The sequence below is a fragment of the Roseburia inulinivorans DSM 16841 genome (genome assembly GCF_000174195.1).
Classification (GTDB): Bacteria; Bacillota; Clostridia; order Lachnospirales; family Lachnospiraceae; genus Roseburia; species Roseburia inulinivorans.
Window position 1 is genome coordinate 1 of record NZ_ACFY01000065.1, and the last position, 15,740, is coordinate 15,740.

Here is a 15,740-nt window from a genome sequence, read left to right on the forward strand (position 1 = left end):
GTGTTTTGCGGTTGATATAATTGGTCTTATATTTGGAGTAAATAATTTTCTGGCTGCTGTATAGGCCATAGTATCCGGAAAGCATGTAGCTGAATGCAACGGCAAGCAAAAAGTAAGGCATGCCGTCATAGCCGAACAACTCAAAGCTGATGAGCAGAGCAGTGATCGGGCAGTTTGTCACACCACAGAAAACTGCAGCCATGCCGACTGCCGTACAGAGGGTCGGTGAAAAGCCTGACAGATTTCCAAACAGACAGCCGAATGCGGCTCCGGTAAAAAACGATGGAACAATCTCGCCACCTTTAAATCCGGCACCTAATGTTAAAGCAGTAAAGAGCATTTTCATAAAAAAGGCTTCCGGGCGGACCGTGCCGTCAATACACTGTTCAATGATATTGATTCCCGTACCGTTATAATTCTGGTTGCCCACAAGCAGCGTTAAAATGAGCACGAAACATCCACCGGAGAAAATGCGCACATAAGGATTTTTGAAAAACTTTTTATAAAGGTGTTCTGACTGATGCAGCATGACACAGAAAATAATGCTGACACCGGCACATAAAATCGCAAGGACAGAGATTTTTACAGCACTTGTGATCTTAAAAGCAGGAATCTGGCCGATCAGGAACATTTCCTGTGAGACACCAAAGAATTCTGCAACAGCATGTGCGACCAGTGAGGAGATCACGCACGGGACTAACGCCGCATAATACATAACGCCGACACTGACAACTTCCATGGAAAAGACAGCCGCAGCCATCGGTGTGCCAAACAATGCAGAGAATGCGGCGCTCATGCCGCACATGATCATAATGTGTTTGTCTTTTTCATCAAAGCGGAACAGTTTTCCAAGACCGTTTCCGATACTTCCACCGAGCTGTAACGCAGCACCTTCACGTCCGGCAGAACCACCAAACAGGTGGGTGATGAGTGTGGAGATAAAAATCAGCGGAGCCATGCGAAGCGGCAGATCTTCATCGGAATGTATCGCAGATAATACAAGGTTGGTTCCGGTATCTTTTTCATCATGAAGCAGGCGGTAACATCCGACGATCAGGATACCACTCACCGGGAGCAGAAAAATAAGCCACGGGTTTTTGGTTCTGGTCAGTGTGACCACATACATGCCGAAATAGAAGAGTGTGCCAACACCCCCGACAAGCAGTCCGGAGACGATGGAGAAAAGCACCCATTTGGCAGAGGTTTTTATTCGTTTGAAATCATGTTGTAATTTATGACGGATCAGTTCTTTCATATGTTCTTTCCACTTTCCCTTTTGATCAGAATGAAACGGCAGTGCCCGGATTTCATTTCCATAATATTATAGTAGCATTTCAAAAAATCTTTTTCAATGTAAAACATCATTGCATTCTAATTTTATGAAATAAAAGCGGCAGGGCAGAAAGTAATACTTTGAGCAAAATTTCCACCAGAAAAAAGAAAAATAAGAAAAAGCATCTTGCTGATATACAATTTGCACAAAAAACAAAAACAAAAATTATGAAATATAGAGAAGATAACGATTCAGTATTGCTTTTTTATGAAAAAGAATATAATTCAATTATCAACTGAAAACGTTACCGAAAACAATACCGAAAATGTTACCGGGAACATTTCAGCAAAGTGGCAGAGTGCCAGAACAATCATTGCACAATACAGATGTGCAGAAAGTATACGGGAGGAAACGACATGAAGAGAAAAGTTTTATCAGTAATGCTTGCTACAGCAATGACAGCAACTTTATTTGCAGGATGCGGCAGTGATGCTTCCAATGCAGACAGTGCAAACAGTGCAGATGCAACAGCAAGTACAACAGAAGCAGGAGATGCGAAAACAGATGCAGCAGCATCAGGAAGTGGTTCCGTTTATTATCTGAACTTTAAACCGGAACAGGATCAGCAGTGGCAGGATCTGGCAGCAAAATACACAGCAGAGACCGGAACAGAGGTTACAGTTATCACGGCTGCAGATGGTACATATGAGCAGACATTAAAATCAGAGATGGCAAAATCAGAAGCACCAACCTTATTCCAGGTAAACGGACCTGTAGGACTTGCAAACTGGAAAGATTATTGCATGGATCTTTCAGGCAGTGAGTTATATTCACATCTGACAAGTGATGATTTTGTATTAAAAGATGGAAACGCAGTACAGGGTATCGCTTATGTTATCGAGACTTACGGTATCATTTACAATAAGACAATCTTAAATGACTACTGCACAATGGACAACGCAGTGATTTCTTCTGTTGATGAGATCAACAACTTTGCGACATTAAAAGCAGTTGCAGATGATATCCAGTCCAGATTAGATGAGATTAATGATAAGTTTGGATACGATCTTCAGGGAGCATTTACTTCCGCAGGTATGGATGGATCATCTGACTGGAGATTTAAAACTCATTTGGCAAATCTTCCAATTTACTATGAATACAAAGACAAAGGAATTAATTCTACAGATGCAATAGAAGGAACATACCTTGACAATTACAAACAGATCTGGGATTTATACATTACAGATTCCACCTGTGATCCGGGAATGCTCTCATCTAAGACAGGTGATGAAGCAGAATCTGAATTCGGTATGGAAGAGGCAGTATTCTACCAGAATGGTACATGGGAGTATGGTAACCTCACAAATGAAGAGAATGGTTATCTTGTAACCGCTGAAGACATGAGCATGATGCCAATCTATATTGGTGTTGAGGGAGAAGAGAATCAGGGACTCTGCACAGGTTCTGAGAACTACTGGTGTGTAAACAGCAAAGCTTCTGCAGAAGATCAGCAGGCAACACTTGATTTCCTGAACTGGGTTATCACATCTGACGCAGGACGTGAATCCATGGCTCATGAAATGGGATTTACAACACCATTTGATACATTCACAGGCGAATATGAAGCAGACAATGTATTTATCCAGGCTTCTAACCAGTACATCGCTGATGGTAAATACTCTGTAACATGGAACTTCTCTACTATTCCATCTGAGACATGGAAAGACGGTGTAGGTTCTGCATTATTAGAGTACGCACAGGGAACAGGTGACTGGGACGGCGTTGTCAGTGCATTCGTTGACGGATGGGCTACTGAGTATGCAGCAGCTGCAAACAAATAAAAAGTAATGATGAAGTAACATGGAAAGGGTGTGTGGCCTGCCACTCACCCTTTCAGATTATTAAGGTTTTATGAGAGGATGGAAATTATGGAGAAAGCAATCAAAAAATATTTTCCTGTTTTTGCACTCCCTACATTAGTGGCATTTACAATAGGTTTTATAGTTCCTTTTATTATGGGTATCTACTTATCATTCTGTGAATTTACAACCGTTACAGATGCAAAATTTGTAGGATTAAAAAATTATCTGCGCGTGTTCAGTGATCCGACATTTATGCATGCATTATGGTTCACTGCATTATTCACCATTGTATCAGTGCTGACGATTAATGTTTTTGCATTTGTAATTGCGATGCTTTTAACAAAGGGAATTAAAGGTACGAACTTCTTCCGTACAGTATTTTTTATGCCAAACCTTATTGGTGGTATCGTTTTAGGTTATATCTGGCAGATCCTGCTGAATGGAATCTTAGGTCATTTTGGAAGAACACTTACTTATTCTTCTTCCTATGGATTCTGGGGATTGATCATTTTAATGAACTGGCAGCAGGTCGGTTATATGATGATCATTTATATCGCCGGTATCCAGAATATTCCGGGCGAGCTGATCGAGGCGGCAAAAATGGACGGGGCGTCCGACTGGCAGTTATTGAAGAGTGTTACGATTCCAATGGTAATGCCATCCATCACGATCTGTACATTCTTAACACTGACGAACTCTTTCAAACTGTTCGATCAGAACCTGGCATTGACAGCAGGAGAGCCGTCCAATAATTCGCAGATGCTTGCGCTTAACATCTTTGAGACATTCTATGGAAGAACCGGTTGGGAAGGTGTCGGTCAGGCGAAAGCAGTTATCTTCTTTATTATAGTAGCAGTTATCGCACTGGCACAGAACAGACTGACCAGAACAAAGGAGGTACAGCAGTAATGGCAAAGAAAGTAAAAGAAAATAATGAGGTAAGTGCTGTAAGAAGATCAAAACACGGAGGAGTGCTGACCGTATTTTTCAGTCTGCTGACCGTTTTTTATCTGTATCCGATTTTTCTGGTGCTGATCAATTCCTTCAAGAAAAAAGGATTTATCACAAAAAATGCATTTGCACTGCCGGATGAGAGATCCTTTACCGGATTGTCAAATTTCATCCGGGGTATTGAAAAAACAAACTTTTTTCAGGCGTTTGGCTACTCGGTGCTCATCACCGTTGGCTCTGTTGCAGTGATCATCTTATGCACCTCCATGTGTGCATGGTATATTACAAGAGTACATAATAAAGTGAATGCAACCATTTATATGTTATGTCTGTTTTCCATGATCGTACCATTCCAGATGGTAATGTTCACCTTGTCAAAACTGGCAAATATGATGCATCTGAGCAACCCGGTCGGTATCATTTTAGTATACCTTGGATTCGGTGCAGGACTTGCGGTGTTTATGTTCTGCGGCTTTGTAAAAAGTATTCCGATCGAGATAGAAGAGGCGGCGATGATCGATGGATGTACTCCGATCCAGACATTCTTTCAGGTGGTATTTCCAATTATGAAACCAACGGCGATCACCGTTGCAATTTTACAGGCAATGTGGATCTGGAACGATTATTTACTTCCTTATCTGGTATTGGATATCAAAAAATACAAGACGATTCCAATCGTCATTCAGTACTTAAAAGGTGGTTATGGAGCAGTAGACTGGGGTACGATGATGGCAATGCTTGTACTTGCAATTGTTCCAATTGTAGTTTTCTATGTGGCTTGTCAGAAATATATTATTGAAGGAGTAGTTGCAGGAGCGGTCAAAGGCTGATATTACAGTAGAAGATTGTAAAAAATACATGTTTTACGAAAAAAAACGAAAAAACAGTAGACAGGAAAGAAAAATATGGTTACGATAAAGGATATAGCCAGGGAATCAGGATATTCCATCAGCACGGTTTCCAGAGTCCTGAATCATAGAAATGATGTCAGTCCCGATGCAAAGAAAAAAATCGAAGAAGTAGTTGAAAAATTTCATTTTGTTCCGAATAATAATGCGAAGCATTTGAAGCAGAGCAATACGAAAACAATTGTTGTATTAGTCAAAGGTATTTCCAATATGCTGTTCTCCAACATTGTGGAGGAGATCCAGCAGATGATCGGAAGGACCGACTATACACTGGTTGTTTCCTACATTGACGAGGACGACAATGAGGTGGAACAGGCATTACAGCTCTGCAGGGAGCGAAAGCCGTTAGGACTTCTGTTTTTAGGTGGTAACCCGGAATTTTTTAAACAGGGATTTGCAAAGGTGGATGTGCCGAGTGTGCTTGTGACAAACCGGGCAAATAATCTTCCATTTGAGAACCTTTCCAGTGTTGCAACAGATGATATTGCCGCAGGAAAGTGTGCTGTGGATGCTTTGCTTGAAGCAGGACATGACAAGATTGGTATTATCGGTGGTGATCCGGTAAAATCATACACCAGCCACCAGAGATATTTAGGATGTAAGGAAAGCTTTGCAGAACATGGTAAGGAAATGGATCTTGAAGTCTGCTATGAGAAAGCAAGATTCTCATTTGACAGTGCTTACCGGGCGATGAAACGTCTGGTGGAAAAGTATCCTGATCTGACAGCAGTATTTGCAATGTCAGATGTGATGGCTATCGGCGCGATCCGTGCGCTGCGCGATATGGATTATCGTGTACCGGAAGATATTTCTGTGATTGGTTTTGATGGCACCGTATTAGCAGAATATTATAATCCGAAACTCGCCACGATCAGGCAGCAGTATCAGACACTTGCCGTGAGAAGTGTGGAGATACTGTTTGGACAGATCGAACTGAAGAAAGAACCGATTTATGAGGTGGTTCCGTTTGAGTTCGCAAGTGGGGAGAGTATAAAGAATTTGAAATAGGAGTTTTTGAACTCAAATAGGAGGAATTATTGTTATGAGAAGCAGCGGTGTTTTAATGCACATTTCATCCCTGCCATCCCCTTATGGAATTGGTACAATGGGAAAAGAGGCAAGAAAGTTCGTAGATTTTCTTGATAAATCAGGTCAGAAATACTGGCAGATCCTTCCAATCTGTCCGACCAGCTATGGTGATTCACCATATCAGTCATTTTCCAGTTTTGCAGGAAATCCTTATTTTATCGATCTTGAGATTTTATGCAGAGAAAAACTGTTAAAAAAAGCAGAGTGTGAATCTTTTCCATGGGGCAGCAATCCTCATTATGTAGACTATGGGGTTATGTACAATTCCCGCTATGCATTACTGAAAAAAGCCTATGTACGTTTCATGAAAAAACAGCCGGAGGATTTTGCATCTTTCTGTGAGAAAGAAGCAGAATGGCTCGAGGATTATGCACTGTTTATGGCATTAAAAGATGCCCATGGCGGAATTGCATGGTTTGAATGGGAAAAAGAATTAAAGACAAGAGAACAGAAAGCATTGTCAGAAGCAAAAGAAACTTATGCAGATGACATTCTGTTTTACAAAATGCTCCAGTATCTGTTCTTTAAACAGTGGTGGGCGTTGAAGGAATATGTAAATGAAAAAGGCATTGAGATCATCGGAGATGTTCCAATTTATGTTGCAGGAGATTCTGCGGATGTATGGGCTAATCCGGCTCAGTTCTACTTGGATGAGAACTTAGATCCGATCGATGTTGCAGGATGTCCGCCGGATGCATTCTCCGCAGATGGACAGCTTTGGGGAAATCCGCTGTTCCGCTGGGATGAGATGAAAAAAGACGGTTATAGCTGGTGGACAAAACGGATCAAAGCAATGTCAAAATTATATGATATTGTACGTATCGATCATTTCCGTGGATTTGATTCTTACTATGCGATTCCTGGAACAGACGACACGGCACGTAATGGTGAGTGGAGAGAGGGCCCTGGAATGGATCTGTTTCATGCATTGGAGAAGAAGCTTGGCAAGTTAAATATCATTGTGGAGGATCTTGGATTCCTGACACCTTCTGTATTGAAGCTTGTAAAAGATTCCGGTTTTCCGGGTATGAAAGTGGTACAGTTTGCATTTGATTCCAGAGAGGGAAGCGATTATTTGCCACATAACTACCCAACACACTGTGTTGTATACACAGGAACACACGACAATGATACGATCCTTGGCTGGATGAATACAGCACCGAAGGCAAGTGTAAAATTTGCAAAAGAGTACTTAAACCTCACAAAAGAGGAAGGTTATAACTGGGGCATGATGCGCGGTGCATGGGCTTCCGTCGGTGATCTCGCAATCGTTCCGATGCAGGATATCATCGGTGTCGGTTCTGAGGGACGTATGAATACGCCATCCACCTTAGGCGGCAACTGGGAGTGGAGAGCAACCGCAGACCAGATTGACAACAAACTTACAAAACGCCTTTATAAATACATGCAAATGTACGGACGTGTCAGGAAAGATGTGAAGGAAGAAGCCAAAGAAGAAGCTAAAGAAGAAGCGTAGATAATAAAAAAGTAAATTGTAGAAAGAAAAGTCGCACAGACAACAGTGATTTCCTTTGTGAGCTCTGCGAGCAGGAACATCACAGTTGTCTGTGTGACTTTTCTTTTGCCAAAAACTTGAATATCTACGCTTCCCAATGGCTTGTAAAAATGGAGAAAACCATCTATAATAAGTAGGCTGTGGTATATCCACAGAATACGTGAGAGAAGAAGGTTTTACATATGCTGATCGAGAAATTTTTAAAACAGGCAAAAGAAGAGATTATCATGGATACCGTGTTATCCGATGAGTTTATGGATAAAGTGCAGGACAATTTTGCACCGATCGAGAGTCTGATGGCATACTACCGGTGTGCGATCATGGAAGTGGAGACAAAGTTCAATGTTTTGAATGAGCAGTTTTCCCTGCAATATGACAGAAATCCGATCGAGTCCATTAAGGCGAGAGTGAAATCGTTTGACAGTATTTTAAAGAAAGTGAAGCGGAAACAGATTCCGTTTTCACTGGAATCCATAGAGGAAAATATCAACGATATCGCAGGAGTCCGCGTGATCTGTTCATTTCAGGAAGATATTTATATGCTGGCGGATTGTCTGCTGCAGCAGGACGATGTCAGACTGATCGAGCGGAAAGATTATATTAAAAACCCGAAGCCGGGTGGATACCGCAGTCTGCATCTGATTATCGAAGTGCCGATTTTCCTTGAAAAAGAAAAACGTCCGATGAAGGTGGAAGTACAGCTTCGGACGATCGCAATGGATTTCTGGGCAAGTCTGGAGCATAAATTACGTTATAAGAAGAACATTCCGGAAAGCGAGGCAGAGTATCTGGCAAAAGAACTGGTGGAGTGTGCCGGCATCAGTGCATCCCTGGATCAGAGAATGGAAGCTATCCGTGACCGGATGGAAGCTGCACAGGAGAAGATATCATGACAACACAGGAAAAGAACGGGATCACAGAGGGAGTGATCTGGAAACAGCTGTTGATTTTCTTCTTTCCGATTCTGGTGGGAAGTTTTTTTCAGCAGTTATATAATACGGTGGATTCTGTCATTGTGGGACAGTTTGTCGGAAAAGAAGCACTGTCGAGTGTCGGCGGCTCTGCCGGGCAGATCATAAGCCTTGTGGTAGGGTTTTTCACAGGCGTGTCCACGGGAGCTACCGTTATTATCTCACAGTATTTTGGTGCCGGAAAAAAAAGAGGAGATAGAAGAGTCTCTTCACACCGCTTACGCATTTGCACTTGTGGGAGGACTTGTGCTCGGAATTGCCGGGATCGTGTTTGCACCGCAGATGTTACGCTGGATGAACACACCGGAGGAACTGATCGCAGAATCGGTACTGTACGTGCGGGTGTATTTTTCAGGACTGATTTTTATTTTCATTTACAATATGGGTGCTGCGATTTTAAGGGCAGTCGGGGATTCGAAAAGACCATTATATTATCTGATCGTCTGCAGTGTGGTAAATATTATATTGGATCTTTTACTCATTCTGGTTATTCCATTAGGCGTTTTAGGTGCGGCCATTGCCACCCTGATCGCTCAGGCGGTCAGTGCTGTTTTGGTGACAGTTACACTGATGTACCGCACGGAGGGCATGAAACTGTGTCTCTCACAGATCCGCATGTACAAAAGAATGCTGCAGAGTATTTTAAAAATAGGTCTTCCGGCGGGATTTGAGGCAATCATGTACAGTATTTCGAATATTATCGTGCAGGTGTCCATCAATAATTTTGGCGTGGACACGATGGCGGCATGGACGGCTTATTCCAAAATTGATTTTATTTTCTGGATGATCAACAGCGCATTCGGAATCTCTGTTATGACATTTGTAGGACAAAACTATGGAGCAGGGAAATGGGACCGCATCCGGAGAGGTACAAAAATCTGTCTTGGCATGGCACTGATATCGGCGGTTTCTGTGAGTATCATCTTAATGTCTGCAGAGAGATTTCTGTTTGGAATCTTTGTCAATGATGCGGGCGTGGTAGAGATCGGTATCCGCATGATGAATGTGATCGCACCGGCGTACTTATTATTTGCCTTTATCGAAGTGTTTTCCGGGGCACTGCGTGCACAGGGAGCAGTGGTAGTTTCCACGCTGATCACGATGGTTGGCATCTGTGTGCTCCGTATGATCTGGGTGACACTTGTGGCAGCTCACGGAACCTTAGAGCAGGTCATCATCTGCTATCCGATCACATGGGCGGCAGGTGCGCTTGCGATGAGCATCTATTACATTTACAAGCAGAGAAAAATATTTCAGGCAAGATAGCCACTAAAATACGTGAATATATAAGAGAAACCTATTTATTATTTATTTTGATAATGAACAGGTTTCTTTTCTCATTTATTGCGAAACTCATAAAATGTAAATTAAATTGTGAAAAATCGACAAAAGCTTGAGAAAACACTGGAGAGCGGTCGGTTCTTAGAAGGCAGGTGCGACAATAGTCGTGACTGGCTTCTTAGTACCGTTACCAGCGACACGTAGCAAAAGCGTGTTTTCGAAAATTTTGTTGATTTTTCACAATTTGACATAGCATGAGAAGAGTTTCGCCCCCAAAATGAAAAAGATACAAGAATTCTATTGACAGATATATAAATGACTGATAACATAAACATATGAACAGATATTCATATAACACGGAGGTGAAATGATTGGCAATTAATGATGTAGAACATTGTGAAACGTGCGAGATCCACGAGGATAAGATCAAACAGGTGAGTGAGCATATGCCGGACGAAGATGAACTGTACGATCTGGCAGAACTGTTTAAAATATTCGGTGATTCAACCAGAATCCGGATTTTGTATGTGTTGTTTGAGTCAGAGGTGTGTGTCTGTGATCTTGCGGAAATGCTTCATATGAACCAGTCAGCGATTTCCCATCAGCTTAAAATATTAAAGCAGGCGAAGCTTGTAACCGGCAGAAGAGAAGGCAAATCCGTGATTTATTCGCTGGCAGATGAACATGTGCGCACGATCATCGATCAGGGAAGAGAACATATTGAAGAATAAGAAAATGGAGGAATGGATCATGAAGAAAAAATTTAAATTAGAAGACCTTGACTGTGCAAACTGCGCAGCAAAAATGGAAGATGCGATCAAAAAAATCCCGGGTGTCAACGATGCAAGCGTAAGCTTTATGACACAGAAAATGAGCATTGATGCAGAGGATGCAAAAATTCGACGAGATTATGAAAGAAGTCGTTGCTGTTTGTGCAAAGGTTGAGCCGGACTGCAAAATCTTATTTTAATGAATCAATGGCTGCTGCGTGATGCAGCAGCCATTTCTATCCCAAGGAGAGTAATTTGTGCCTGCGGCATAAAGTCTGCAGGTTACAGAAAGGCATGGTAAATAATATGACAAAGAAACAGAAAAAGATGCTTTACCGCATCATTGTCACATTTCTGCTGTTTGCAGTCCTGATGGTCTGTGAACACACGGGAGGGATGGACGGATGGAACAAAATTGTGTTATTTGTGATTTATCTGGTTCCGTATCTGGTCATTGGTTATGATATTGTATACAAGGCGGCACGAAACATCAGCCACGGACAGGTGTTTGATGAGAATTTCCTTATGATGATCGCCACATTCGGAGCGTTTGGCGTAGGTGAATATTCCGAGGCTGTCGCTGTTATGCTGTTTTATCAGGTAGGCGAACTGTTCCAGGGCTATGCGGTTGGAAAATCCCGCCAGTCCATTTCTGATATGATGGACATTTGTCCGGAATATGCCAATATCGAGGAAGACGGAGTTTTAAAACAGGTTGATCCGGATGATGTGGAAGTTGGAAGCATTATCGTAGTGAAACCGGGGGAGCGTATACCTCTCGACGGCATTGTTGTGGAGGGTGAATCCCTGATCGATACCGCAGCACTGACCGGCGAGTCGGTACCAAGAAGCGCAAAAGCCGGGGATGAGATCATCAGTGGTTGTGTGAACGGAAGCGGAACATTAAAAGTAAAAACAACAAAAGAGTTTGACGATTCCACGGTTGCAAAGATTCTGGAACTTGTGGAGAATGCAAGCAGCAAAAAAGCAAAAGTTGAGAATTTCATCACACGTTTTGCAAAATACTATACTCCGGTTGTCACGATCGGTGCAGTGATCCTCGCAATTTTGCCACCACTGATCCTTGGCGGCGGATGGGCAGAATGGATTCAGAGAGCATGTATTTTCCTTGTTATTTCCTGCCCATGTGCGTTGGTGATCTCCGTTCCTTTAGGATTCTTCGGAGGAATCGGTGCAGCGTCTAAGATCGGTGTCCTTGTAAAAGGAAGCAACTATTTAGAGGCAGTGGCAGAGATGACCACAATTGTTTTTGATAAGACCGGAACACTGACCAAAGGCGAGTTTAAAGTGACAGATGTCATCACCGAAAACGGTTCCAAAGAGGAACTGATCGAACTTGCAGCATTGGGAGAGGGCTATTCCAATCATCCAATCGCAAATTCCATCCGTGAAGCTTACGGAAAAGAGCTGGATTTAAACCGTGTGACAAACACAGAGGAAATCGCAGGACACGGAATCAAAGCTGTGATCGACGGAAAAACCGTATTACTCGGAAATGAAAAACTCATGAAGTCAGAGAGTATTTTTTATACACCTTGCAAGAGCATGGGAACAGTTGTTTATGTGGCATGCAATGGAGTATTTGAAGGAGCGGTTGTCATCTCCGATACCATTAAAGATGGAGCAAAAGAGGCAATCCACGACATGAAACAGGTAGGCGTCAGACATACGGTTATGCTGACCGGAGACCGCAAAGAGGCCGCAGAGACAGTGGCACAGGCACTTGGTATCGATGAGGTACATGCAGAACTGTTACCGGGTGGTAAAGTAGAGCAGGTGGAAGCACTCTTAAAAGCTGAAAAAGAAAAAGAGCGTCTTGCATTTGTCGGAGATGGAATCAATGATGCTCCGGTACTCACCAGAGCGGACATTGGAATTGCAATGGGAAGCATGGGCTCCGATGCGGCAATCGAAGCAGCAGATATTGTCCTGATGGATGATGATGTGACCAAGATCGCATCGGTTGTTAGGATTGCAAGAAAGACACTTCGTATTGTAAAACAGAACATTGTATTTGCACTTGCAATAAAAGCACTTGTTCTGATTCTCGGCGCACTTGGTATGGCGAATATGTGGGAGGCCGTATTTGCGGATGTAGGAGTTTCTGTCATCGCAATCTTAAATTCCATGCGTACTTTAAATGAAAAGTAAAAAGAAATATTCATAGTAGTCAAAATAAAAATTCGGATTCTCAGTCAAAAATTGTCAGAAATAAGTTGACTTTATATCTGTAAAAAAGTACTATTTTTGTAGGAGAAAGGATGACATAAATGAGACAGTCCTAAAATAGCAACGGAGAAAGGGAAAATGAACAAGATCCTTGATTTGATTTTTGAAGATGTAAAGAATGAGAATGAAACAAAGAAAACAGCGGTGACACTGCGTATCAGTGCGCTGATCTTCATTGGATATTTTCTCTGCCTTATGGCAGTTTTCTGTAGCATGGGTGACTGGATGAATGTGGGTGGCTGTCTGGTGTGCGGAGTATGCTATGTGTTATCTTTTTACACGACGTACTTGGATCATACGAGAGAGTCAGCGTGGATCTCACAGATACTTATGATCGTGTGGATCATCCTGTTTATTGTGATGTTTGGCTGGGATTGCGGAGTACAGCATTATCTGTTTGCATTTCTTGCGCTGAACTTTACGGTGAGTACTGCAGGAGAGCGGAGAAAAGTGCTGACTGCGGTCGGAGCATGTGCACTCCGTCTGGCTTTGTATGCCTACGCCCGGAATTTCAAACCGTACAGCCCACTGGATCCCGGCATAAGTGTTCTGATACAGATTTTAAATACCATTTTTATTTTTGCGCAGATCACCGCTGTCATGATCATATTTACGAAGGATGCCCAGAAAATGGAACAGAAGCTTGTACGGTATAATACAAAACTGCAAAAGTTAGCTTCTGTTGACGCACTTACCGGTCTTTGGAACCGCCGGAGCATGTGGGAATATATCCGTGCAGTGGAGTATGATTATGAGGTCGGAAATGCAGGCTTTGTATCGATCGCCATTGCAGATATTGATTTCTTTAAAAAGATCAATGACACCTATGGGCATGATGCAGGTGATAAAGTGCTGAAAGCAGTAGCAGGACTTTTCATGGACAAAATGAAAACATACGGAAGGGTGTGCCGCTGGGGAGGCGAGGAGTTCCTGTTTGTATTTTATGGCAGAAACGGCGATGCGGCATATGATGCGCTGCAGGAGATTTATGACGAGATCCACAGGCTGACAGTGCCGTATGAAAATGAGGAGATCCGCATTACCATGACGTTTGGACTGGAAGAGTACGATCAGAACGATGGTATGGAAACGGCGATCCGCAGGGCAGATGAGAAGTTATATCAGGGAAAAGAGACCGGACGCGATAAGATCGTTTATTGAAGCAGGTGGCGTATCTGAGAAAAATATGCATATTATGCAGAAAATACTATGGAATTTTTTGGAAAAATAAGGTATAATATGCTATATTGTGAAAAGGCTTACATGATAACAAGAGAGGAGTTAACGAAAAACAATGGAAGAAAATAAATATCGTTATAATGACATTTCGGAACGATTGCGGAGAATGAATAGAATATATATGGGAGCCACGATCTTTATGGCGGCACTGATTTTGTTGTATCTGTGGATGAAACAGATGAATCATAACATCAAGACGGTGACCGTCTATGGAAATACGGTTGTTTTACTTGCATTTACCGTGGTGAACGCGGTTATTTATTGCAGGAATAAGGCAACAAGCAAGTTAAAAGTGGCGGTAACCATGGAGATGGGAATTGAGTATTTGCTGATTGGTATGCAGACAGATGCGCATTTTATTACCTATATACTGATTGCTTCTCTTGCATTACAGATTCCTTATTATGATAAAAAGGGATTAAGGAGAACCTCAATTGGACTTGGAATTTTATATATCCTTGTGACTGTTGTACAGTCTGTCAAGGGAATTAATGTGATAGATGTGGATACCATCTGTGGTATTTGGGGTGTGCTTGGAATTCTCTTTATCATCGCAAAAATCGGTGATATCACGATTATGTTTAATGATGATGCACTTGGCTCTATCGCAGAAGAACATGAGAAGGAAAAACGGGTACTGGAAGGGGTGCTTGGCATTTCACAATCTATCCAGACAGAATCTGTAAAGAGCGGTGAACTGATCGAAAAGCTGGTTGGCGTGACAGAATCTGTAACAAACAGCATGCAGGAGATTTCAGCTTCTGCCAATACAACTGCAGGCAGCATTGAAGAACAGAGTACAATGACCAATTCCATTCAGGATGCAATTGGTGTAACCGGAGAGAGTTCAAAGCAGATGGTGGATATTGCAATGAATTCCAACGAGAGTATTCAGGAAAATATCCGTGTAATGGAAGAATTAAGGACACAGTCAGAACTGATCACGAATACAAACCACGAAGTGACGACCGCAATGACAAAGCTTCAGAACAAAACAAAAGAAGTGGAAGAGATTGCAGGAATGATCTTAAATATTTCCAGCCAGACGAATCTTCTTGCACTGAATGCATCGATCGAAAGTGCAAGAGCCGGTGAGGCAGGCCGCGGATTTGCTGTCGTGGCAGAACAGATCAGACAGCTTGCAGAGCAGACAAAGAATTCTACGGAGCAGATCACGAGAATCGTCAATGAGCTGAATGAGAATGCCAATGAAGTAGTTTCTTCTGTGGAAGAATCTGTAGAGGCCGTTGAGAGCCAGAATCAGAAGATCGTTGCAGCATCTGAGACATTTGAGATATTGAACCGTAATATGACAGATCTGATCGATCATATCGAGGAAGTAAACCGGCAGGTGGATGGACTTTCTGAGTCTAATAATAAGATCGTGGAAAATATATCCCAGTTGTCTGCTGCAACAGAGGAAGTGACCGCAAGTGCAGAACAGGTACATGGCATGAGTGAACAGAATCTCCAGTTTGCAGAGCAGGTACAGCAGGCAGTAGATAAGATGCGTGCAACGGCAGATGATCTGAAAAAGTATTTATAAGAAAAGAGCTGCAGGATGCAGCCCTAAAGAAAGGAAAAATGTTCCAGAGCGAAGGCGATACCGTCTTCGCTCGCTTTTTTTGTG

11 protein-coding genes and 2 pseudogenes are annotated in these 15,740 nt (G+C 42.5%); 12 read left to right on the top strand and 1 reads right to left on the bottom strand.

The genetic code is table 11. The features are described from left to right. Positions 1 to 1,255 (bottom strand): chloride channel protein (locus ROSEINA2194_RS07690; RefSeq protein WP_007885259.1); only part of this gene is annotated, 1,255 nt, incomplete at its 3' end. Positions 1,256 to 1,689: 434 nt separating this feature from the next. Between ROSEINA2194_RS07690 and ROSEINA2194_RS07695 the strand changes: the two genes are divergently transcribed. From ROSEINA2194_RS07695 to ROSEINA2194_RS07750, 12 genes and pseudogenes are all read left to right on the top strand, one after another. Beyond that, a complete protein-coding gene (locus ROSEINA2194_RS07695) occupies positions 1,690 to 3,114 on the top strand; it encodes an ABC transporter substrate-binding protein (RefSeq protein WP_044927477.1) in 1,425 nt (474 codons plus the stop codon). An 87-nt stretch (positions 3,115 to 3,201) separates the two neighbouring features. Further along, positions 3,202 to 4,044 carry a carbohydrate ABC transporter permease gene (locus tag ROSEINA2194_RS07700; RefSeq protein WP_044927478.1) on the top strand — a complete coding sequence of 281 codons (843 nt, stop codon included), beginning with the start codon at positions 3,202 to 3,204 and terminating at the stop codon, positions 4,042 to 4,044. Then, complete coding sequence (locus ROSEINA2194_RS07705) at positions 4,044 to 4,916, top strand: carbohydrate ABC transporter permease (RefSeq protein WP_007885268.1); 873 nt, start codon at positions 4,044 to 4,046, stop codon at positions 4,914 to 4,916. The genes ROSEINA2194_RS07700 and ROSEINA2194_RS07705 overlap by 1 nt, the downstream gene beginning before the upstream one ends. Positions 4,917 to 4,991: 75 nt before the next feature. Next, complete coding sequence (locus tag ROSEINA2194_RS07710) at positions 4,992 to 6,002, top strand: LacI family DNA-binding transcriptional regulator (RefSeq protein ID WP_007885271.1); 1,011 nt, start codon at positions 4,992 to 4,994, stop codon at positions 6,000 to 6,002. 34 nt (positions 6,003 to 6,036) lie between these two features. After that, positions 6,037 to 7,560: a 4-alpha-glucanotransferase gene (gene malQ, locus ROSEINA2194_RS07715; protein WP_044927479.1), complete on the top strand. Its 1,524-nt coding sequence runs from the start codon at positions 6,037 to 6,039 to the stop codon at positions 7,558 to 7,560. 221 nt (positions 7,561 to 7,781) lie between these two features. Then, positions 7,782 to 8,492, top strand: a complete 711-nt coding sequence (locus ROSEINA2194_RS07720; RefSeq protein ID WP_007885276.1) for a GTP pyrophosphokinase — start codon at positions 7,782 to 7,784, stop codon at positions 8,490 to 8,492. Next, positions 8,489 to 9,836, top strand: a pseudogene (locus tag ROSEINA2194_RS07725) (MATE family efflux transporter). Before ROSEINA2194_RS07720 ends, ROSEINA2194_RS07725 begins: the two are co-directional and overlap by 4 nt. Positions 9,837 to 10,222: 386 nt before the next feature. Beyond that, the gene (locus ROSEINA2194_RS07730) at positions 10,223 to 10,582 is read left to right on the top strand and encodes an ArsR/SmtB family transcription factor (protein ID WP_007885283.1); all 360 of its coding nucleotides are present in this window, start codon (positions 10,223 to 10,225) and stop codon (positions 10,580 to 10,582) included. A 19-nt stretch (positions 10,583 to 10,601) separates the two neighbouring features. Continuing rightward, a pseudogene (locus tag ROSEINA2194_RS07735) lies at positions 10,602 to 10,821 on the top strand (cation transporter). Between the two features lie 106 nt (positions 10,822 to 10,927). Further along, positions 10,928 to 12,793: a heavy metal translocating P-type ATPase gene (locus ROSEINA2194_RS07740; protein ID WP_044927480.1), complete on the top strand. Its 1,866-nt coding sequence runs from the start codon at positions 10,928 to 10,930 to the stop codon at positions 12,791 to 12,793. Positions 12,794 to 12,949: 156 nt separating this feature from the next. Then, a complete protein-coding gene (locus ROSEINA2194_RS07745; RefSeq protein ID WP_007885287.1) occupies positions 12,950 to 14,032 on the top strand; it encodes a GGDEF domain-containing protein in 1,083 nt (360 codons plus the stop codon). 133 nt (positions 14,033 to 14,165) lie between these two features. Continuing rightward, entirely contained in the window at positions 14,166 to 15,656 is a 1,491-nt protein-coding gene (locus ROSEINA2194_RS07750) for a methyl-accepting chemotaxis protein (RefSeq protein WP_007885288.1), read from the top strand. Positions 15,657 to 15,740: the final 84 nt, after the last annotated feature.

What these genes read in the sequence shown, in the direction of transcription:
- ROSEINA2194_RS07710 (WP_007885271.1), top strand. Translation starts at nt 4,992, where the DNA reads ATGGTTACGATAAAGGATATAGCCAGGGAATCAGGATATTCCATCAGC.
- ROSEINA2194_RS07695 (WP_044927477.1), top strand. Translation starts at nt 1,690, where the DNA reads ATGAAGAGAAAAGTTTTATCAGTAATGCTTGCTACAGCAATGACAGCA.
- malQ (WP_044927479.1), top strand. Translation starts at nt 6,037, where the DNA reads ATGAGAAGCAGCGGTGTTTTAATGCACATTTCATCCCTGCCATCCCCT.
- ROSEINA2194_RS07750 (WP_007885288.1), top strand. Translation starts at nt 14,166, where the DNA reads ATGGAAGAAAATAAATATCGTTATAATGACATTTCGGAACGATTGCGG.
- ROSEINA2194_RS07705 (WP_007885268.1), top strand. Translation starts at nt 4,044, where the DNA reads ATGGCAAAGAAAGTAAAAGAAAATAATGAGGTAAGTGCTGTAAGAAGA.
- ROSEINA2194_RS07740 (WP_044927480.1), top strand. Translation starts at nt 10,928, where the DNA reads ATGACAAAGAAACAGAAAAAGATGCTTTACCGCATCATTGTCACATTT.
- ROSEINA2194_RS07720 (WP_007885276.1), top strand. Translation starts at nt 7,782, where the DNA reads ATGCTGATCGAGAAATTTTTAAAACAGGCAAAAGAAGAGATTATCATG.
- ROSEINA2194_RS07700 (WP_044927478.1), top strand. Translation starts at nt 3,202, where the DNA reads ATGGAGAAAGCAATCAAAAAATATTTTCCTGTTTTTGCACTCCCTACA.
- ROSEINA2194_RS07745 (WP_007885287.1), top strand. Translation starts at nt 12,950, where the DNA reads ATGAACAAGATCCTTGATTTGATTTTTGAAGATGTAAAGAATGAGAAT.